At 60.0% G+C, this 20,618-nt stretch carries 18 protein-coding genes and 1 tRNA gene; 10 read left to right on the forward strand and 9 right to left on the reverse strand.

The features are described 5' to 3' along the window. Together Q9S52_RS03970 and Q9S52_RS03975 are read left to right on the forward strand one after the other, a co-directional pair. Entirely contained in the window at window positions 1-2,562 is a 2,562-nt protein-coding gene (locus Q9S52_RS03970) for an endonuclease MutS2 (protein WP_304708236.1), read from the forward strand. A 45-nt stretch (window positions 2,563-2,607) separates the two neighbouring features. Then, window positions 2,608-3,315, forward strand: a complete 708-nt coding sequence (locus tag Q9S52_RS03975; RefSeq protein WP_300828886.1) for an SAM-dependent methyltransferase — start codon at window positions 2,608-2,610, stop codon at window positions 3,313-3,315. A gap of 15 nt (window positions 3,316-3,330) precedes the next feature. Here the strand turns inward: Q9S52_RS03975 and Q9S52_RS03980 are convergent, their stop codons facing one another. Further along, on the reverse strand, window positions 3,331-4,422 hold the full coding sequence (locus Q9S52_RS03980; RefSeq protein ID WP_304708237.1) for an FKBP-type peptidyl-prolyl cis-trans isomerase: 1,092 nt from the start codon (window positions 4,420-4,422) through the stop codon (window positions 3,331-3,333). Window positions 4,423-4,512: 90 nt separating this feature from the next. Between Q9S52_RS03980 and Q9S52_RS03985 the strand changes: the two genes are divergently transcribed. Then, window positions 4,513-4,746 carry a hypothetical protein gene (locus tag Q9S52_RS03985; protein ID WP_304708238.1) on the forward strand — a complete coding sequence of 78 codons (234 nt, stop codon included), beginning with the start codon at window positions 4,513-4,515 and terminating at the stop codon, window positions 4,744-4,746. A gap of 86 nt (window positions 4,747-4,832) precedes the next feature. Here Q9S52_RS03985 and Q9S52_RS03990 read toward each other — a convergent pair whose 3' ends face one another. Continuing rightward, window positions 4,833-4,985 carry a hypothetical protein gene (locus Q9S52_RS03990; RefSeq protein WP_304708239.1) on the reverse strand — a complete coding sequence of 51 codons (153 nt, stop codon included), beginning with the start codon at window positions 4,983-4,985 and terminating at the stop codon, window positions 4,833-4,835. A gap of 254 nt (window positions 4,986-5,239) precedes the next feature. Then, entirely contained in the window at window positions 5,240-6,487 is a 1,248-nt protein-coding gene (locus Q9S52_RS03995) for an ABC transporter permease (RefSeq protein WP_304708240.1), read from the reverse strand. Window positions 6,488-6,559: 72 nt separating this feature from the next. Here Q9S52_RS03995 and glmM point away from each other — a divergent pair, with 72 nt between their 5' ends. Continuing rightward, complete coding sequence (gene glmM, locus Q9S52_RS04000; RefSeq protein WP_304708241.1) at window positions 6,560-7,957, forward strand: phosphoglucosamine mutase; 1,398 nt, start codon at window positions 6,560-6,562, stop codon at window positions 7,955-7,957. 109 nt (window positions 7,958-8,066) lie between these two features. Here the strand turns inward: glmM and Q9S52_RS04005 are convergent, their stop codons facing one another. Together Q9S52_RS04005 and Q9S52_RS04010 are read right to left on the reverse strand one after the other, a co-directional pair. Further along, complete coding sequence (locus Q9S52_RS04005; protein ID WP_294592137.1) at window positions 8,067-8,243, reverse strand: histone H1; 177 nt, start codon at window positions 8,241-8,243, stop codon at window positions 8,067-8,069. Between the two features lie 174 nt (window positions 8,244-8,417). Next, a tRNA-Leu gene (locus tag Q9S52_RS04010) sits at window positions 8,418-8,501 on the reverse strand. A 154-nt stretch (window positions 8,502-8,655) separates the two neighbouring features. Between Q9S52_RS04010 and Q9S52_RS04015 the strand changes: the two genes are divergently transcribed. Both Q9S52_RS04015 and Q9S52_RS04020 read left to right on the forward strand, forming a co-directional pair. Further along, window positions 8,656-11,169: a glycoside hydrolase family 2 TIM barrel-domain containing protein gene (locus tag Q9S52_RS04015; protein ID WP_304708242.1), complete on the forward strand. Its 2,514-nt coding sequence runs from the start codon at window positions 8,656-8,658 to the stop codon at window positions 11,167-11,169. A gap of 393 nt (window positions 11,170-11,562) precedes the next feature. Then, window positions 11,563-11,760 (forward strand): hypothetical protein, encoded by a 198-nt coding sequence (locus Q9S52_RS04020; RefSeq protein ID WP_294592145.1) that lies wholly within the window; start codon window positions 11,563-11,565, stop codon window positions 11,758-11,760. Window positions 11,761-12,717: 957 nt separating this feature from the next. Here Q9S52_RS04020 and nagB read toward each other — a convergent pair. From nagB to Q9S52_RS04035, 3 genes are all read right to left on the reverse strand, one after another. After that, window positions 12,718-13,527, reverse strand: coding sequence for a glucosamine-6-phosphate deaminase (nagB, locus tag Q9S52_RS04025; protein WP_304708243.1), 810 nt, complete (start codon window positions 13,525-13,527; stop codon window positions 12,718-12,720). Between the two features lie 98 nt (window positions 13,528-13,625). Continuing rightward, window positions 13,626-14,333, reverse strand: a complete 708-nt coding sequence (locus Q9S52_RS04030; RefSeq protein WP_300829380.1) for an FAD synthetase family protein — start codon at window positions 14,331-14,333, stop codon at window positions 13,626-13,628. 21 nt (window positions 14,334-14,354) lie between these two features. Next, a complete protein-coding gene (locus Q9S52_RS04035) occupies window positions 14,355-15,032 on the reverse strand; it encodes a redox-sensing transcriptional repressor Rex (RefSeq protein WP_297627259.1) in 678 nt (225 codons plus the stop codon). 76 nt (window positions 15,033-15,108) lie between these two features. On the opposite strand from Q9S52_RS04035, the gene Q9S52_RS04040 reads away from it, so the two are divergent. From Q9S52_RS04040 to gltA, 4 genes are all read left to right on the forward strand, one after another. Next, the gene (locus Q9S52_RS04040) at window positions 15,109-15,315 is read left to right on the forward strand and encodes a hypothetical protein (protein ID WP_297627256.1); all 207 of its coding nucleotides are present in this window, start codon (window positions 15,109-15,111) and stop codon (window positions 15,313-15,315) included. Between the two features lie 105 nt (window positions 15,316-15,420). Beyond that, window positions 15,421-15,567: a hypothetical protein gene (locus Q9S52_RS04045; protein WP_297627254.1), complete on the forward strand. Its 147-nt coding sequence runs from the start codon at window positions 15,421-15,423 to the stop codon at window positions 15,565-15,567. A gap of 869 nt (window positions 15,568-16,436) precedes the next feature. Continuing rightward, the gene (locus tag Q9S52_RS04050; protein ID WP_304708244.1) at window positions 16,437-17,315 is read left to right on the forward strand and encodes a sulfide/dihydroorotate dehydrogenase-like FAD/NAD-binding protein; all 879 of its coding nucleotides are present in this window, start codon (window positions 16,437-16,439) and stop codon (window positions 17,313-17,315) included. A 20-nt stretch (window positions 17,316-17,335) separates the two neighbouring features. Further along, the gene (gene gltA / locus Q9S52_RS04055; protein WP_300728996.1) at window positions 17,336-18,724 is read left to right on the forward strand and encodes an NADPH-dependent glutamate synthase; all 1,389 of its coding nucleotides are present in this window, start codon (window positions 17,336-17,338) and stop codon (window positions 18,722-18,724) included. 72 nt (window positions 18,725-18,796) lie between these two features. On the opposite strand, the gene Q9S52_RS04060 is transcribed toward gltA, so the two are convergent. Continuing rightward, on the reverse strand, window positions 18,797-20,299 hold the full coding sequence (locus Q9S52_RS04060) for a WG repeat-containing protein (protein WP_304708245.1): 1,503 nt from the start codon (window positions 20,297-20,299) through the stop codon (window positions 18,797-18,799). Window positions 20,300-20,618: the final 319 nt, after the last annotated feature.

Genomic DNA, 20,618 nt, shown 5'->3' on the forward strand with positions numbered 1-20,618 from the left:
ATGATCTATCCGCACGATTTCGAACAGCGCATCGGATTCGCACAGATTCGGGACACTGTTTCGCTGTTGTGTAGCACCGACACCGGACGGCAGCATGTGCGCGATGCTGCGTTCACCACCGATTTCCCGACCCTCGCCCGCATCTTGGGCGAAACCGCCGAAATGCGCGACATCCTGACCGCAGAGGGCGACTATCCGGGCGGTCATTACACCGATATCAACACCTTTCTGCGCCGGCTCCGGATCGAAAACACCTATCTGGAACCGGCGCAACTGGTCGATTTGCAACGGGCTTTGGAGCAGATCGGCCTGCTGAGCGGCTTCTTCCGGCGGGGAGACGAAGGAGGCGATGCCACCTCCCGGCTCTATCCGCTGCTCGGCGAACGCACGGCGACGGTCGAAGACTTCACCCTGCTGCACCGGGAGATCGGGCGACTGATCGACCCGGAGAGCGGTCTCGTTCGCGACCACGCGTCGCCCGAGCTCGCCCGACTGCGACAGGCACAATACGAGAAAGCCTCGCAGGCGGACAAGCGGCTTCAGGCCATTCTGCGACAGGCCCAGGCCGCCGGATGGGTCGAGGCGGGAAGCGAAGTATCGGTGCGCGACGGTCGCACCGTGATTCCGATCGCTGCTGTCAATAAACGGAAAATCAAAGGGCTGGTGCACGACGAATCGGCGACCGGACGCACCGCTTATATCGAGCCCATCGAAGTCGTCGAACTCAACAACGAGCTCCGCGAATTGGCCAACGAAGAGCGGCGCGAAATCGTGCGCATCCTGACCGCCTTCGCCGACCGGCTCCGGCCGGAACTGCCCGCTTTGCTCCGGGCCGGCAATTTGCTGACCGACCTCGACTTCATCGAAGCCAAGGCCCGGTATGCGGTACAGACCGACTCCGGACTGCCCGAACTGCGGAACGAGGCGACCATACATCTGCATCAGGCCCGCCATCCGCTGCTCGAAGCGGCCTTGAAGAGGGAGCAGAAGGCGATCGTTCCGCTCGACCTGACGCTGACCGCGGAGAAGTATATCCTCCTGATCTCGGGGCCCAACGCGGGCGGGAAATCCGTCTGCCTGAAGACGGCGGGGCTGCTGCAATACATGCTGCAATGCGGCTGGCTGGTGCCGGCGGAGAGCGACTCCCGGATGGGGATTTTCGACAGCCTCTTTATCGACATCGGCGACCAGCAGTCGCTGGACAACGACCTTTCGACCTACTCCTCGCACCTGGTGAACATGAAGACCGTGTTGCGGAGTGCCGACGAACGGTCGCTCGTGCTGATCGACGAGTTCGGCTCGGGCACCGAGCCGGGAACCGGCGGAGCGATTGCCGAAGCGGTGCTCCAGCGGCTCGAAGAGCGACACGTGCGGGGGATTATCACCACCCACTACGCCAACCTGAAATACTACGCGGCAGGAGCGGCGGGGATTGCCAACGGCGCGATGGCGTTCGACTTGCAGAACATCCGCCCGCTGTTTCGGTTGGAGATGGGACGGCCCGGGAGTTCGTTCGCATTCGAGATCGCGCGGAAGGTGGGTTTGCCCGAAGAGATCGTCCAGGCGGCGCGGGAAAAGATCGGCGCGGCACAGGCCAATGCCGAGAAACACATCCGCGAAGCGGCGCGGGATAAGCGGTACTGGGAATCGAAACGCGAACGGATTCGGCAGGCCGAGAAAAACATAGACCGGACGGCGGCTCAATACGAGCTTCAACTGTCTGAGATCCAGACGGAGAAAGCGAAGATATTGAACGAGGCTCGCGCAGAGGCGGAACGGCTTTTAGGAGAGGCCAATCGTCGGATCGAGCGCACGATCCGCGAGATTCGCGAGTCTCAGGCCGAACGGGAGCGCACGAGAGAAGTGCGGGGAGAATTCGACGCTTTCCGCACGTTGATCGCGGGGAGCGAGACGGCAGCATTGCCGACATCGGAGGCCGACGATCCGATCACCAAGAAAATGAAGCAGTTGCGCGAGCGCGAACAGCGACGAAAAGAGCGAAAGGCGCAACGTGCGGCAGCGGAGGAGACGGATGAGAGCACTGCGCCGGAGAAACCGGCCAAACCCAAAGAGATTGAAGTGGGATTTCATGTCCGGATCAAGGGACAACAGGCGGCGGGCGAAGTGCTCGCCTTGCAGGGTTCAGGAAAGGCGACGGTGGCGTTCGGACACGTAACGACCGTGGTGGACAAGAGTCGGCTGGAGATCGTCTCCCACGCGGAATACAAGAAATTGCAACGGAAAAGCGGCTCCTCCTTCCCGATGGCATCCACGGCGGCGGAGAGCTATGACACGTCGAAAAAGCGGCTCAACTTCAAGCAGCAGTTGGATATCCGCGGGATGCGGGCGGCGGAGGCATTGCAGAGCGTCGAAGCTTTTGTGGACGAGGCGATTATGCTGGGCTTCCCGCAGGTGACGATCCTGCACGGCAAGGGGACGGGGGCGCTCAAGGAGGAGGTGCGCCGCTACTTGCGGACGGTGCCGCTGGTGGTTTCGGCCACCGACGAACACGAGGAGTTCGGCGGGGCGGGGATTACCGTCGTGCGGCTCGATGTGGGATAATTTGAAACACCTGACTTACGCATCCGCCCTCCGGATTTCATCGACATGGGGAAATTGTATCTGATACCGACGCCGATCGGCGAAAATGCCTCGTGGGACATCACCTTGCCGGCCGGGAACCGACGTTTGTTGGACGAGATCGGCTATTTCGTGGTGGAAAACACGCGCACGGCGCGGCGTTTTCTGGCCCGGAGCGGACTGCGGCGACCGATCGATGAGTTGATCTTCACGGAGTTGAACGAACACACACCGCCGGAAGCGGTGGCGCCAATGCTGGAGCCGCTGCTCGAACGGGGCGAAAACATCGGCGTGATGTCGGAAGCGGGACTTCCCTGTATCGCTGATCCGGGTGCGCTGCTGGTCGCCGCGGCTCACCGGCACGGGATCGAAGTCGTACCACTGGTCGGCCCGAACTCGATCACCCTCGCGCTAATGGCTTCGGGAGCCAACGGCCAGTCATTCGCTTTCAACGGCTACCTGCCGGTGAAGGCACCGGAACGGCAGCGTGCGATCCGCCGTTTCGAACGGCGGGCGCACGAAGAGCGTCAGACGCAAATTTTCATCGAAGCGCCGTATCGGAACCGCAAACTGTTCGACGATTTATTGGCGGTTTGCAGCGCCGAAACCCATCTTTGCGTGGCCTGCGACCTGGCGGAACCGGATCAGTACGTCCGTTCGCAACGAATCGCGGAGTGGAAAAAAAGCGGGGCGCCTCTCTTCGAAAAGCGTCCCGCCATCTTCATCCTTTTCTAATATTCGGGGCCAGAATCACTTATCCGCCTCATCATCTTCCTCCTCTTCCGGCCACTTCTCCAGCACCCGGATCCGGTACCGCATCGGCTGATAAGGCAATACCTCGGGCGTCACGTTCGTACTCCCCGCATCCCCCTGCGCCCAGGTCGAAACCGTCACCACCTCGGCCACCTCGCCTTTCCGCATCCGCTGCACCGCGATATACAACACTTTATTCGTCGAAGCATTCGCCCCCGCGCTCCCCTGCAACAACAACGGATCATACGCCGTCTCGTTCAACTCGCCGTTCGACGAAGTGGCCGTGAAGTGCCATTTCGCCGCCACCGTATCCACGTTGGTCGCGGCCAGAAAACCATCCATAAAGTACTCTTCGTAAAAGACATACACCGAGGAGTCTTTCGTAATGGTATCTCCCGTCGGATTGTGTTTTTCGATGTGCATGAACATCCCCACGGTATCGTTCCGATAGTCCGTCCCCCAATGCTGACGCGCATACCGCTCGGCCGAATCCCGCTCCCAGACGAACGGCGACATGGTCAGATCCCGCAGCCGCATCTCGAACATAATGGGCATCATGGCATAAGTAACACCGCTCTCTCCCGCATAGGCACTGTTCATCCCCATACCGGCAGCATATCCTTTGTTCATCGGTATATAGACCTTCACCGAGTCCCCCACGCGCATCGTCTGTAAAGCCTGTCTCAATCCGTCGCACAGTTTGGTCGACGAGGTCGAAAACTCCAGGAAGTCGTCGGCATAATGGGTCATATAGGAGAATTTCCCGACCCGTTTCGAGATCGAATCCGACCGGGTGACGAACACCGTTCCGTCAAGGGTCTTTCCGGTATAATCGAGCGTCAGCCAGCTGTACCCCAACACCGGTACCGCCCCGCCCTCAGGCCCCCGTTCGACGAATTCGACATAGACGTCCTGACAGGGATTGGCATAAGCCGCCGGGGCATATTTGGCCACCCACGCTTCAAACGTCTCGCGCGCCAGCCCGGCCGTCACATCGGGCGCTTTCTTCGCACAAGACCATCCGCCCGCCAGCCCGACGACCAGCATCGCCGCCATGAGCCCCCGCCTGTCGAATCGCAACTTTCTCATTCCGTTCATGTTCATTGCAAAAGCCTCCCGCAAGGGGGAGATATCGGACAAAGATAACGTTTTCCCGTTTCATCCGCAACAGCTTTCCGAGTGGCGATCCTCCGCGAGGCTGCGGATAGTCCCGACTGGCTTTCAATCGCCGCCCCGGGCTACCGCTCCGCACAGTCAGGCGCGCCGACAGAGAGCTGTCGAAACGGATACAGCTATTCTTCATCGTCCCATCGCGACCAGGGGAGATTTCTGTTTTTCGGCACCAGGGAGCTCGACCCGAGCAACCCGAACTATCGTGCCTACGGTTTTCAGTTGCGTTGCCTCTCGGAATAAACGGACGCACTGCGTCTTCTACTGGCTGTGTCTACCCCAAATGGAAGCCGAGGCGGACAGCTTTCGAGTGCCGAGCGGCACCCTGTTTATTCCGAGAGGCAACGCAACTGAAGACCATAGGCGCGGCCGTCTGAGCTGCCGGTGTAGAGGCCCTGCGAAAGGAAACCCAAGCCCATGCCATTGGTACCGCTGACCGTGGAAGCCCAGCTGGAACTGTAGCTGCCCACATAGTTCAGCATACCCGAAGCGTGATGGCGGAAGCCCGGGGCTGTTTCCTCTGTTTTATTCCGAGAGGCAACGCAACTGAAAACCGTAGCCGCGATAGTACATAAATTCAGGATAAAGCGCTTGGGTACCGAAATCCAAGAATGCACCGTTTGTACCGTTGGTTGAAGAAGACCAACTATATCCATATTTACCCTGATCACCGGGAGTACCCGTATCCCGATGGCGGAAGCCCGGGGCGGCCTATTCCAAGCCGCCCGCATCGCGTTTATTCGTACCGCAACGCCTCGACCGGATTCAACCCCGCCGCCCGGCGCGCCGGCAGGTAGCCCGACCCGATCCCCACCACCAGACACAACCCCAGCCCGATCAGCAGCCACCCCCAAGGCACCACGAAAGCCCCGTCCGTCACGAGAGCGATCAGATTGCCGCATCCGATCCCCAGTACCATGCCGCAGACGCCTCCCAACTGGCTGATCAGGATCGACTCGAAGAGAAACTGCTGCCGGATCATCCGCGGTTTGGCCCCCAACGCCATCCGCGTACCGATCTCGCGCGTCCGCTCATTGACCGCCACCAGCATGATGTTCATCAACCCCACCGCCGCGCCCAGCAGCGTGATAATCCCCACGATCGACGCCACCAGCGTGACCGTCGCCAAATCGTTGGCCAACAACTCGATCATCGCATCGCTCCGTTCCACCTCGAAATCCGCCGCTTCGTTCGCTCCCAGCCGCCGGATCGAACGGAACAACCCCTCCGCCTCGCTCATCGCCAAATCCAACAGCCGCGGATCGGCCGGAGTCACCGTAATCGCCGTGCTGGCCCGAATCCAGGAGAAAGTCCGCTGCGCCGTCGTAATCGGAACGATCGTCCGCAACCCCTCATTGTTGTTCATCCCGAAGTTACTGCCCCGGGAAGCCAGCACCCCGATCACCTCGTAGCGGCTGTCCGAAACCGTAATCATTTTCCCGACCGGCCGCTCGCCGTTCGGAAAAAGCTGTTCGGCGATCTTGCTCCCGATGATAATGACCCCATCGCCGCGCTCGACCTCCTGTTTGGAGAAACTGCGCCCCTCGGCCAGCTCCAGACCGGCATTCTGCAACCCGTTTTCATCGAACGCCGCGACCGTCAGGTTCGGGTTAGTCTCGTTCGACCCGTACCGCGCCGTCGCCCCGCCGCCCAGATACATCGACAACGAGACGGTGGCAGGAAGTTCGAAACGGTCGCGGAACTCGCAGGCCTGTTTGTACGGAATGAAATTGTCGTTCCGGGTACGCACGTTGCGGCCCATACTGAACATCTGCCGGTCGCGGATCGAAAAGTTGTTGGTGCCCATCGAAGCGAACGACTCGACCAGGCTCTCCTTGATCGACTCGATGGCCGTGACGATCCCCACCAACGACAGAATCCCGATCGCAATGATGGTGATCGTCAGGATCGAACGGAGCCGGTTGCCGACGATCGAAGCGAACGAAAGACGCAGATTTTCCCGAAAAAATGTACCGAATTGCATAAACTGAGCGACGATAAGTCCGGCTAAATTACTAACTTGCCACTTAATTTAAAACAAAAACGGTTTATAATCATGACTCTGATCAAATCCATCTCGGGGATTCGCGGCACGATCGGCGGTACGCCGGGCGATGCACTGACGCCACTCGATTTAGTGAAATTCACGGCTTCGTACAGCCGGTGGCTGGCCGAACAGACGCCGGAAGCGGTGCAGGCGGGACGGAGACTGCGGGTCGTGGTGGGACGCGACGCACGGCTTTCGGGCGCGATGGTGTCCGATATCGTCGAAGGGACGCTGATGGCCTGCGGCGTGGATGTGATTGCGATCGGACTGGCGACGACCCCCACCACCGAGATGGCGGTGACGGGGCACGGGGCGGACGGCGGGATCATCCTCACGGCCAGCCACAACCCGAAGCAGTGGAACGCCCTGAAACTGCTCAACCGGCAGGGTGAATTCCTCAATGCGGCCGAAGGGGCGCGGGTGCTGGAGATTGCGGAGACGGACGGATATGCGTTCGCCGAAATCGACGGCATCGGGAGCGTCGTCTCCCGGGAGTCGTACGACCGGCAGCATATCGATGCCGTGCTGGCGCTTCCGTTGGTGGACGTGGCGGCGGTGCGGAACGCGAAGTTCAAGGTGGTGGTGGATGCGGTCAATTCGGTGGGAGGCGTCGTGATGCCGGAGCTGCTGAAGGCGATGGGGGTCGAAGTGGTGGAGCTGAACTGTACGCCGGACGGTCGGTTCGCGCACAACCCGGAACCGATTCCGGAACACCTGACCGAGATTTCGGCCTGCGTGCCGGCCGTGGGGGCGGATTTGGGGATCGTGGTCGATCCGGACGTAGACCGACTGGCGCTGATCAACGAAGACGGGACGATGTTCGGCGAAGAATACACCTTGGTGGCGGTGGCGGACTACGTGCTGTCGCAGACGCCGGGTAATACAGTGTCGAACCTGAGCTCGTCGCGGGCACTGGCGGACGTAACGGCACGTTACGGCGGGTCGTATGCCGCGGCGGCGGTGGGCGAGGTGAACGTGGTGACGAAGATGCGCGAGACGAATGCCGTCATCGGCGGCGAGGGGAACGGCGGGGTGATCTATCCGGCGTTGCACAGCGGACGGGACGCGCTGGTCGGGGTGGCTTTGCTGCTGACCTATCTGGCGAAGACGGGTAAAAAGCTGTCGGAACTGAAAGCGACCTACCCGGCTTACTACATTTCGAAAAACCGGATCGATCTGGTGCCGGGGACGGACGTGGACGGCATTCTGGCGAAGATGAAGGCGAAGTATGCGTCGGAAAAGGTGAACGACATCGACGGGGTGAAGATCGACTTTCCGACCGAGTGGGTGCACCTGCGCAAATCGAATACGGAGCCCATCATCCGGATCTATGCCGAGAGCCGGGACAAGGCGGCGGCCGAGGCGTTGGCCGAACGGATCATCCGGGACATCAAGGCTTTGCTGTAGCGGGCTGCCATGCAGCACGGCCCTCTGCGCCTGTGTATAAAGAACGAGCGCTTTTCCGACCGGGTCGGAAAAGCGCTCGTCGCATTTTTTGCGAGTCGCAAAAATCGCCTTACTTCTTCGATTCTTCGAGCGATACCTGACGGAACTCTTTCATCAGTTTGGTCAGTTCCAGCGTAGCTTTACGCGCACGCGTCCCGGCAGCTTTGTTCCCTTTTTCGCTCTGCAAAGCAGCGTTTTCCTGAAAGTTCGCAATCTCAGCGGCGATCTTTTCGAGCAGTTGTTTCATAATGATGTTTGGTTAAGTTTTCGGGGCCAAAAATAGTAAAATCCCGCGAAATGCAAGCCCTCCCGGCTCTTTTCTGATCGACGGAGAGGCACATTTTTTCGGAAGTGGCTCTAAAATCCGTTCTTAGCCGAAAACAAAACGGGCGGTCGATCCGTCGATCGACCGCCCGTCGGGTACTCCGGGCGGGACTTGAACCCGCACAGCCGCAATGGCCAAAGGATTTTAAGTCCTTCGTGTCTACCATTCCACCACCGGAGCCTCTCGGCGACGCGCAGAAGTGTGCGCCTGCTTACGGCGGCGAAGATAGGGATTCCAGGCCGAATCCGCAAATAAATCTCCCGGCCGGGAGGCCCGCCGACGAAATTTGCAACGATAAAATCGTTATCTTTACCCGAAAACCAACCGTTCGAAGATGAAAACGAAACATTATTTGCTTTTGGCCCTCGGGCTCTGGTGCTTGGGCTCGCCGAACGCTCGGGCCGACCGGCGCGAATTCCTGCTGGAAAAGGGGTGGCGATTCACCCGCACCGACGACTCAACCGCCGTCCGCACGGACTACGACGACAGCCGGTGGCAGCGTGTCACGGTACCGCACGACTGGGCGATCTACGGGCCGTTCAACCCGAACAACGACCGACAGAACGTCGCCATCGTGCAGGACGGACAGGTCGAGCCCAGCGAACATGCCGGACGAACGGGCGGTCTGCCGTTCGTGGGCGCCGGATGGTACCGGACGAGGTTCGACGTGCCGGAGTTCGGCGCGAAACAGGATAAACGTGTCACTTTGCAGTTCGACGGGGCGATGAGCGGCGCGCAGGTGTGGGTCAATGGCAAAAAGGCGGGGGAGTGGCCGTACGGCTACAACTCGTTCTATTTCGATGTGACGCCGTACCTGAATGCCGACGGGATGAATAATACGGTGGCAGTGCGGCTGGAGAACCTGCCGGAGTCGTCGCGGTGGTATCCGGGAGCGGGCTTATATCGGAACGTGCATGTGGTGGTGACCGACGGGGCACATATTCCGGTTTGGGGGACGTATGTGACCACGCCGGAGGTGAACGACCGTTTTGCGAAGGTCAACTTGAAGACGGAGGTGGTGTTGCCGGAGGGATTCGAGCCGAACCGTTATCGGTTGGCGACCGAGATTCTGGACAGTGCGGGGCGTGTGGTGACGGGGGCGACTTCGAAACTCAGCGAGTACGACGGGGGCGTTTTTGTACAGGATTTCGTGGTCGATAATCCGGCGTTGTGGGATTTGGAGAATCCGGTGCTTTACACGGCGGTGTCGAAGTTGTATGAGGGGAACGATCTGAAGGACGAATACAGCACGCCGTTCGGGATTCGGACGATCGAGGTGCGGCCGGACGACGGGTTCTACCTCAACGGCAGGAAAACGGTTTTCAAGGGGGTCTGCAACCACCACGACCTGGGGCCGTTGGGGGCGGCGGTGAACGAGGCGGCGATCCGGCGACAGGTGCGGATGCTGAAAGACATGGGGGCCAATGCGATCCGCACGTCGCACAACATGCCGGCGCCGGAGCTGGTGCGGGCTTGCAACGAAATGGGGATGATGCTGATGGTCGAGACGTTCGACGAGTGGCGGTCGCCGAAGTGCCAGAACGGCTACAACCGGCTGTTCGACGCGTGGGCGGAAAAAGACTTGGTCAATGTGATCCGGCATTACCGCAACGCGCCGAGCGTGGTGATGTGGTGCATCGGCAACGAGGTGCCGGAACAGGGGATGGAACACGGGGCGAAGATCGCGCACTGGTTGCAGTCGATCGCGCACCGCGAAGACCCGACGCGGCCGGTGACGCAGGGGATGGACAATCCGGGGGCGGTGATCAACAACAACTTCGCGGCGGTGATGGAAGTGCCGGGATTCAACTACCGGCCGTTCATGTACCCGGAAAACTACCGCAAGCTGCCGCAACGGATCATTCTGGGAACGGAGACGGCATCGACGGTCAGTTCGCGCGGGGTCTACAAATTCCCGGTGGTACGGGCGGCGATGAAGACCTATCCGGATCATCAGGCCTCGTCATACGATGTGGAACACTGCGGGTGGTCGAACCTGCCGGAGGACGATTTCATCCAGCACGAGGATTTGCCGTATGCTTTCGGGGAGTTCGTCTGGACGGGATTCGACTACCTGGGCGAGCCGACGCCGTACTATACGAATTGGCCGAGCCACAGTTCGCTGTTCGGCATCATCGACCTGGCGGGGATTCCGAAAGACCGCTATTACCTCTATCGCAGCCATTGGAACCCTTCTGCCGAGACGCTGCATATCCTGCCGCACTGGACGTGGCCGGAGGAACGGATCGGAGATACGATTCCGGTCTTCGTCTACACGAATTACCCGTCGGCCGAGCTCTTTATCAATGGGGTGAGCCAGGGGATTCGCACAAAAGATACGACGATCAAGGTGGAGGGTTCTTATACGAAGGAGGCGCAGGCATCGTTCGAACGGCAGAAACGCTATCGGCTGATGTGGATGGATACGAAATATGAGCCGGGGACGGTGCGTGTGGTGGCTTACGACTCGACGGGCCGGGCGGTGGCGACCGAGGAGATACATACGGCCGGCAAACCGTATCGTATTGAACTGACGGCGGATCGCACGGTGCTGGATGCGACGGGCCGGGATCTTTCGTTTATCAACGTGCGGGTGGTGGATCGGGATGGCAACTTGTGTCCGGACGATACGCGCGAGATCAAATTCAAGGTGAAGGGCGCAGGGAGCTACCGGGCGGCGGCGAATGGGAATCCGGCGTCGCTGGAGCTGTTCCACCTGCCGCAGATGAAGCTCTTCAGCGGCCAGCTGACGGCGATTGTCCAGAGTGCGGAGGCTCCGGGTAAGATCGTTTTCGAAGCGACGGCACCGGGTGTCAGGGGGGCGACATTGACTTTACAGGTGAGGTAACCGCTTCGCGCTTCGGATATCATCGAAAGAGCGTCAGGAGATAAAATCCTGACGCTCTTTTTTTTTCCCGCAACAGAACAGCTTCGCCGCCCTGGGCTTCCGCAATCGAGATACGGGTATTCTGACGGGCGTCGGCGGCAGCGGGTACAGTTGGTCTTCCGCTCTTAGCAGGACTAACGGCGTGTTCTTGTGGTTCCACTCGCAGGATCTCGATCCCGGCAGCGTGGACAGCCGTGGCCACGGTCTTCCGTTGCGTTGCCTCTCGGAATAAACGGGGACACACAGCGTCTTTTAGTGGCCCTGCCTACCGCAGATGGAGCCCGAGACTCCCGATTGTTTGGGTAGAGGCACTTAGGGTAGAGGGGCCATTAAGGCAGAGAAAAGCCGGTTCGCGTGCCGAGCGGTACCGCCCCGGGCTTCCGCCACGCCAACTCAGGCTCGATGGACAGCGCCGGAGAACACGGAGCAAGCAGGTCTTCATCGATCAGCCAAATTTCAGCCTTCTATTTAGCTTTCCGGCCATATTACTTCAATCCCAGCAACGCGAGCCATCGCGCCTACGGTTTTCAGTTGCGCTGCCTCTCGGAATAAACGGGGGCCGAGCAGCACCGCACCGGGCTTCCGCGCAGGATCTCATGGCGTACTGGGCAATGTCAGCGAAGTCGGATTCAGCTGGTCGTCCGCGTTCTACGATTCGGGCGACTACTATCGTGGCACGTATTTGAATTTCAGTACGCAATATCTCTATCCCAACGACGCGAACGTCCGCGTCTGCGGTTTTCAGTTGCGGTGCCTCTCGGAATAAACGGGGACGAGAGGCACGCGAAAGATGGCCGTGTCTACCCTATCCGGCTTGATTTGGCGAACGGAGCCAGCGTGGGTGCAACGAGGATCGCGAGTTGCGGCCCTACGCCGGAGATGGCTCCGGCCCGCGCGGCTCTGCGAACCGCAACTGCACCGCCCCATTCTGCGAAATTCGTCCTCGGCGCGCCCCCCCACGCGCCGCTAAAGCGTCGTCCTCGCCAAGGACGGCGATTCCTCTCGGAATCGCGCTATTCGCTCTCAGTTCAAGCGGACGAAGCCTGCGGGGCCCAAAACGAGCTTCACGAGTTGCGGGCCTCCGCTGCGGGAGGCTGCGGCCCGCGCGACCCTAAAGGGTCGCAAGAGCACAGCCCCAAGCTCGCCCCAGTTCTCCGCCCCGTGTCAGCCTCACTGCGGCTCCGCTACCGCTCCGCCGCGTTTTCGCGCGCCTTACGCGATTCATTCTATTTCGGCTCACGCCGAAATAGAATGAATCACTTCTTCAAGCGGCGGCGCGCGGCTTTGGCTACAGGAGGAGACTGCCCTCGGGCCGGGCAGGCCCCGCGTGCCCGCAGTGGGCAAATAGCAGCCTCTACCCCAATAACTCGCGACAGCCTCAGCCCAATCCATTGTTCGCACGCCGGGGAAATCCTACAGAAAGTCTGCTCACAAAAAAATCCGCCTCTTCTGCTACCGGCCCAAAACCGGCAGAGAAAAGGCGGATGCCATGTTGCCCCAATCGAGAAACTACAACTGTGTCGCCGGATCGAGATTCCGACTCTCGATGTCTTTGAAGTATTTATAGGTACCGACCTTCAACTCCGAAGTAGCATCTTCGTCGCACACGATAATCCCGTGCGGATGCTGCTGCAAAGCACTGATCGTCCACATGTGATTGATCCCCTCTTCCACCCCGTGCCGCAGGGCCCGCGCCTTCCCATGCCCGTTCACGAGGATCAACACCTCCCGAGCCGCCATAATCGTCCCCACACCCACCGTGAGCGCCGTTTTCGGCACTTTATTGACGTCGTTATCGAAAAACCGGGAGTTGGCGATAATGGTATCCAGCGTCAAAGTCTTCATCCGCGTCCGCGACATCAGCGACGATGCCGGTTCGTTGAAAGCGATATGACCGTCCGGCCCGATCCCGCCCATAAAGAGCTGAATCCCCCCCAGAGACTCGATTTTAGCCTCGTAAGCCGCACATTCCGCCGCCGGATCCGCCGCATTGCCGTTCAGGATATTGACGTTTTCGGGTTTGATATCGACGTGGTTGAAAAAGTTGCTCCACATGAACGTATAGTAGCTCTGCGGATGTTCTTTCGGAATCCCGCAATATTCGTCCATATTGAAAGTCACCACGTTGGCAAACGAGACCTTCCCGGCCTTATGAAGCGCGATCAACTCTTTGTACGTCCCCAGCGGCGTGGAGCCGGTAGGCAGCCCCAGAACGAACGGCTTATCAGCCGTCGGAGCGAAAGCGTTGATTTTGTGCGCAATGTAATTGGCCGCCCAACGCGAAAGGTGGGCATAATCGGGTTCGATGATCAGTCGCATATTGTGTAAAGTTTATTCGTTTCTTTCATCGGCAAAGAGCAATGGGGCGCCCGCTGCGAACGAGGTTCGATCTATGAACAAATATAAACGATCTGCCGTTATTTTCCAAGCACTCGGACGCGGAGCGGCAAATCCTGCCTACCGGCCAGCGAAGAGTCGATGTACAGACGCTCCTCGCCCGAACCGCAATCGGGGAAACAGACTCGATATTCACCCGCCGGCGGAAGCAGTTTCGTCGGATCGGAAAGCGTATCCCGCCGAATCAGGTAAGGCGCACCGAGCATCCGGTCGGCCCTCTCGATCTCTCCGGCCTCGATCGCTCCCCGGATCGCGGTCGAACTGATCGCTTCGTACCGCCCCAGGTTGGCTGTATGAATACCGTCCCGTTCCAACGCTTCGATCGACCCGGAGCGGTCGTGTCCGAAATGGTGTCCTTCGCCGGAGAGGACGATTTGGGCCCGCAACAACCCTCCCAGATAGTCGCGCGTAAAGGTTTCGCTGTCGATCCGACTGAACTCCGGGGTAAAACGGACGACCACGACATGTCCGATTCCGGTCTCGGCCAGCAGGTCGAGTTTTTCGGGCAGCGTGCTCAACAGCCGATTCTCTCCCCGCAGCACGAACCGAGGGTGCGGATCGAAGGTCACGACGACCGACGTTCCCTCCTGTCCCAACGTATCGCGGGCCGCCACGTTCAACCGGTCGATCAGCAGCCGATGTCCGCGGTGGACGCCGTCGAACGATCCCACGGCGACGGCCGTGCGAGTGAACGCGGGCAGGTTTTCGAATCCGTAATGCACTTCCATGAGAGGTTCCCTCCTCCGAAATTAATCCTGCACCGCAACGGAGTCCGAAAAGTCTCCTTTGGAAAAATAGGCTACTTTTTCCAACAGGGTAATGATGTCGTAATCTTCGACATAGATATCGTCCGGAAAATTAAGAGGGGTCGAGGTGAAATTGAGCACCCCGCGTATTCCGGCTTCGGTAATGGGCTCGACCATCCCTGCCGCCACGGAGGAGGGCGAAGTGAGGATCACGATCCGAATATCGAGCCTCCGGGCGGTCTCGGCAAAGGTCTCCATATGATAGCACGGCACCCCTGCCACGGTATGTCCCACTTTGCCCGGATCGACGTCGAAAGCGGCGGTGATGCGCAGTTTGGATCGTTTCCCGTTAAAATAGTGGGTCACGGCCTGAGCGAGATTCCCCATCCCGATGACGCCGACGTTCAACCCGGCCGAACTATCGAGAATGGTGCCGATAAAGTCGATGAGCACCTCCACATCGTAGCCTTTTTTGGTGTCGCTGCTGAATCCGATGAGCATCAGGTCGCGCCGCACTTGCACGGCGGTAATGCCGTGCATCGAAGCGAGTTCGTGGGAATAGATATGGGTCTTCCCCTGTTTCAAGCACTCCAGCAGCATGCGGCGATATTCGCTCAAGCGTTCGACGGTTCTCTCGGGGAGTTTTTTCGCTGCGGTGAGGAGAGCTGTATCGGTATTCATGGGGCTTCTCTGCCTTGGAGGGGATAATTGAGAATCGAATGGTTTTCTAATGTTAGGCAAATATACTGTTTTTTCCTTGATTCGATATCGAAAAGCTACCGCCCCGGGCTACCGCAGTCCCTCCTCTGGCATGCCAGGTGGCGTCGGCGGATACGGCTATAGCTTATCATCAGCGGGGGATGGCATCTGCGGGCTGGACTTGAATTTCAGTACGCACCACCTTTACCCCAGCTACTCGGACAATCGCGGCGGCGGTTTTCAGTTGCGTTGCCTCTCGGAATAAACGGGAACCGTGCAAACATGGGGTAGAGGCGGCCCGACTCAAGTGCTGAGCGTCCCCGCCCCGGGCCTCCGCGACGCAGGCGACTACGGAAGATTCGGAGAACCGATGTACGTTGGTCGAGGCGGTTACCATTGGTCGTCCACCTCTCATTCGACTGACGGTACGTTTTTGGGCTTTTATACGACCTGGTTCATTCCACAGCACAGAGACAGCCGCGCCTACGGTTTTCAGTTGCGCTGCCTCTCGGAATAAACGGGACTGAACAGTTTTTGCTGGCAGCCTCTACCCTACTTTGGTTTGACCTTGGTGGGTCGGACGCCCGGGAGGAACAGCAACTCTCGACGCGCAAGCGGCGTGTTGCGGGCCGACCGTGGGCAGGCTCCGGCCCGCGCGGTTCTGCGAACCGCAAGAGCACGGCCCATTCGTCTCTTTTAAAGCTGTTCGCCGCCAGCGGAGAGCAGCAACGAGCTCCGACGAGTTGTAGTCCTCCGCCTGCTGGGGCGGCGGACTGCGCGGCTCAAAGAGCCGCAAGTGTTCAGCCCAATTCTCCGCCCCGTGTCCGCCTCACTGCGGCTCCGCTGTCGCTCCGCCGCTTTTTCGCGCGCCTTACGCGATTCATTCTATTTCGGCTCACCGCCGAAATAGTTGAATCGCTCCTTTAGGCGGGACGCGCGATTTGGTTTGAGGGGACTGGCCTCGGGCCGGCCGGGCCCCACGTCCCGTGGACGGGAAATGCTTACGCATTTCCACTGGCCGCCTCTACCTCCGTTCTCTGTCCGCGCGCTGGCGGAAATCTTATTCAAACGCGAACAACGCGTTTGAATGATTTCCTTCTCCAGCGGTCGCGCGCGGTCGAGCTTTGACCCGCCTGAAACTGCCCTGCGCGGGCGGCGTCCGGGTGACCCCGGCGGGACGAGCGAAACTACGTTTCGCTATGACAGCCTCCACAAAAAAACGCGCGGAAGCCTCGACTCCACGCAGCCTGCCCGGCCGCCATAAATCCAACAAAATTCAACAAACCCGTTAAGAATCCAACATCCGAAGACCGCTCCGTAGGCAGATACCGCCCAATTCCTTACCTTTGTCCCCGTCATTCGAAAAACAACGACTCTTAGACCGATATGTTTCGCATCCTGAAAAAACGGCTGCTCGCACCCGCCATCTACCTGATGGAAGTCGAAGCGCCGCGCGTGGCCCGGGCCGCACTGCCCGGACAATTCCTGATCGTCATCGTAGACGAAAAAGGCGAACGGATTCCCCTGACCATCTGCGACTACGACGCCGAACGAGGCACCGTAACCATCGTCATTCAGGCCATCGGAGCCTCCACCATGCGGATCGTCACCCTCGAAGAGGGAGACAGCTTCGCCGACTTCGTCGGGCCGCTCGGACACCCGTCCGAATTCATCCACTATAGCCCCAAGAAACTCGCCGCCACGAAATTTCTCTTCGTCGCAGGCGGATTGGGCGCCGCACCGGTCTATCCGCAAGTCAAATGGCTCGCCGAACGGGACATTCAGGCCGACGTCATTATCGGCGCCAAGAACGAAAGCCTCGTCCTGCTCGAAGAGGAGTTCCGCGCCCTGACCCCGAACGTACACATCGCTACCGATGACGGTTCGAAAGGATACAAAGGCCTTGTAACCAACCTCCTGAAAGAGCTCGTCGTGAACGACGGGAAACATTTCGATTGCGTGGTAGCCATCGGGCCGATGATCATGATGAAATTCGTCGCCCTGACCACCAAAGAGCTCCACATACCGACCATCGTGAGCCTCAACACCCTGATGGTGGACGGCACCGGGATGTGCGGCGCCTGCCGGGTGACCGTCGGCGGGAAGACCCGCTTCGCCTGCGTCGAAGGGCCGGAATTCGACGCCCATCAGGTCGATTTCGACGAAGCGATGCGGCGACAGGGCATGTACCGCACGATCGAAGAGCGGAAAAAGGCGATCGAAGCCGAACGCGCAGCGGGACACAAGTGTAATATCGGGTTGTAACGATTTGAAAATTAACGAACATGGCGAACAAGATACCCAGAGTTCCCGTACGGGAGCAAGACCCGAAAGTGCGGGCGACCAATTTCGAAGAGGTCTGCTACGGCTACGACCTCGACGAGGCGACGTTGGAGGCGAGCCGGTGCCTCGGCTGTAAAAAACCGCGATGCGTCGAGGCGTGCCCGGTATCGGTCGGGATACCGGACTTCATCCGCTGCATTGTCGAAGGCGACATCGCCGCAGCGGCGCGGGTGATCGCCCGCGACTCGCTGCTGCCGTCGGTCTGCGGACGGGTGTGTCCGCAGGAGAATCAGTGCGAAGGATCGTGCATTCTGGGCGTAAAGGGCGAGCCGGTAGCGATCGGCAAGCTGGAACGCTTCGTGGGAGACTGGGGACGGGAGCACCATCTGACGCTGGCCGAAGCAGCACCGGGCAACGGGCATCGAGTGGCCGTGGTGGGTTCAGGGCCGGCGGGGCTGGCTTGTGCGGCGGATTTGGCCAAATTAGGATACGAGGTGACGATTTTCGAGGTGCTTCACCGGCCGGGCGGGGTGCTGGAGTACGGGATTCCGGAATTCCGGCTGCCGAAAAAGGGAGTAGTGGAACCGGAGATCGAAAATGTACGCCGGTTAGGGGTGAAGATCGAGACGGACGTGGTGGTGGGACGGACGGTGACGGTGGATCAGTTGATGGACGAAGAGGGGTTCGAAGCGGTCTTTATCGGCTCGGGAGCAGGGCTGCCGCGGTTCATGGGCATTCCGGGCGAGAACCTCAACGGGGTGGTCTCGGCCAATGAGTTTCTGACCCGCACGAACCTGATGCACGCCTATGACGAACAGTACGACACACCGATCTATACGGGCGACCGGGTGGTGGTGGTCGGCGGGGGGAATGTGGCGATGGATGCCGTGCGGACGGCGAAACGGCTGGGCGCCGAGGCCTTTATCGTCTACCGGCGGTCGGAGGCCGAGCTGCCGGCCCGGCGCGAAGAGGTGCACCACGCCAAGGAGGAGGGGATCGAGTTCCGGATGCTGACCAACCCGGTGGAGATCGTCGGCGACGAACAGGGCTGGGTGACAGGCATTCGGTGCGTGCGGATGGAGCTGGGCGAGCCGGACGAATCGGGTCGGCGGTCGCCGGTGACGGTCGAGGGGTCGGAGTTCGACATCCCTTGCAACGTGGTGATTATGGCCCTCGGGACTTCGCCCAATCCGTTGATTGCGGCGACTACGCCGGGGTTGGAGGTGACGCGCCGCGGCTGCATCGAAGCGAGCGACCTGGGGGCGACGAGCCGGGAGGGAGTTTTTGCCGGAGGCGATGCGGTGACGGGTGCAGCGACGGTCATTCTGGCCATGGGAGCGGGCCGACAGGCGGCCAAAGCGATCGACGAGTACATTCGGAACAGGGCGTGACACGCACACTTCAATTAAAACCGAAGCGGGCGATTCTTTTACATAAAAGAATCGCCCGCTTTTTCATATGCCTTACAACTCGATTTCGTACCCTCTCCCGTCGCGCTCGACATAGGCCCGCCCGGCATGTTTTGACCGGGCGTAGTCGAAAGTCGGCTCTACGATCCACCGTCCCCGACGGTCGATAAAGCCGTACAATCCGTTCATCATCACACAAGCCGCCCCTTCGGAAAACCGTTGCGCGAAATCGTAACGTGCCGGAATCGCCATCCGTCCGTCCGGCCCGACATACCCATACCGATCGCCTTTCCGCACCAATCCCCTCCCCTTCGAAAACGACCACGCATCGTCGAACCGAGGCCGCGACAAGAGCCGAAACTCGCCATCCGCAAACCCCCACCGGCCGCCGATGCAGACCGGCGCGATGCCTTCGGAAAAGTCGCCGCAATCGTCGTACTCCGGCTCCCGCAACCACGCTCCGTCAATCCCGACAAAGCCCCACCGGCCCTCCAGAGACACTGCCGCAGCCCCTTCCGCAAAATCACGGGCCCGGTCATAACGACACTCCGCCACCAATGTCCCGTCGATCGCCGCAAAACCGTACTTCCCTCCCCTGCGCACCAGCCGGATCCCCTCGCGTCCCGCTTCGCCGCAGTAATCATACGCAACCACCGGCGCAGCCTCTCCGGCCAATAGCTCGGCCAACCTCTCGATGCGTGCTTCACCCCGCTTCAGGGCCACCAACAAGGGGTCGGCAGCCCACTCGGTATGCCGAAGAAAATCGTCGACCGGACAACGGCCCGCCACCAATGCTGCCGGTTCGAACAACATGCCGGTCGAAGGACGGAACCGGTCGTACAGCTCGGGCCAACGGGCCAAAACCCGCAATGTCAGGCTAATCAGAGCGATCGCAAAGTCGTCTATCCGCTCGTCGAACACGCTGCCGCCGCGATCCGGCAGCCTAAACCCTTCGGTTCCGTTCTCCCGTGCCCGCTCGCCGGCCATCTCGGGCAGATAGAGACCGTCGTAATCGATCAGGGTCAATTCGCCGTCGGGACGGACGATCAGGTTGTCGGGTTTCAGGTCGCCGTGGGCGAAGGGTTGCGACAAGAGCCACAAGGCCAGCCGGTCGAAAGCTTCGGACAACCGTTTCAACTCTTCCGTATCGGCTGCGGCAACGGCTGCGGCCATCCGTTTCGTCAGGGTCTCTCCGTCGGCCCACTCCATCAGCAGGGCGGGAAAACGGGCTGCCCGATCGTCGTCGTCGAAAACGATCATCTCGTCGTCCAACCACTCGACCGAAACGAGATGCCGCTCGCCTGCTCCGCCTCCAAGCCGGGCCTGGTTCAGGGCCCGCACAATACGCCGATAGGCGTCTGCCCGACCGGGCTGGTGGCGCGTAAAGCATTTCAAGGCGTGGGGCCGCCGGTCTACTTCGACACGGAAAACTGCGCCGTAGGCTCCGGCCGAGAATTCGACGGGATGGGATACAGAAAGTCCCGACAGGCTGCGAAATAGCCCATCGGGATTCGAAAGGGTCTCGACGTATCGTCCGATCGTCGGATATTGCATCATCGATTTTTGTATTCTATCTCTTTGTGCCGGACGGAACCGTACCTTTCCTTCAAGAAAGGTACCCAAAGAACTTTTGCAGAGGTCGTCCCCATGGGACGACCACGGGTTATCTCCGCCTTGTTCGTTGGGCTGGGATTTTCAGGCGCGGCGCGCGTGGGGTTCTTGCCCATTATTAGCGCGCCCGCCGAAAATCCAGCCCAACCCAATCGGGCAGACACGGCCAGAGCATCCCGCAGGGATGCGCTCTAAAGTTTGGCTTCGCCTTCCTCCTCGCCCCTTACCATAGTCCGTAAACGGCCTCTGGATTCGCTGGCAGCGT

This window comes from uncultured Rikenella sp. (assembly GCF_948810725.1).
Classification (GTDB): Bacteria; Bacteroidota; Bacteroidia; order Bacteroidales; family Rikenellaceae; genus Rikenella.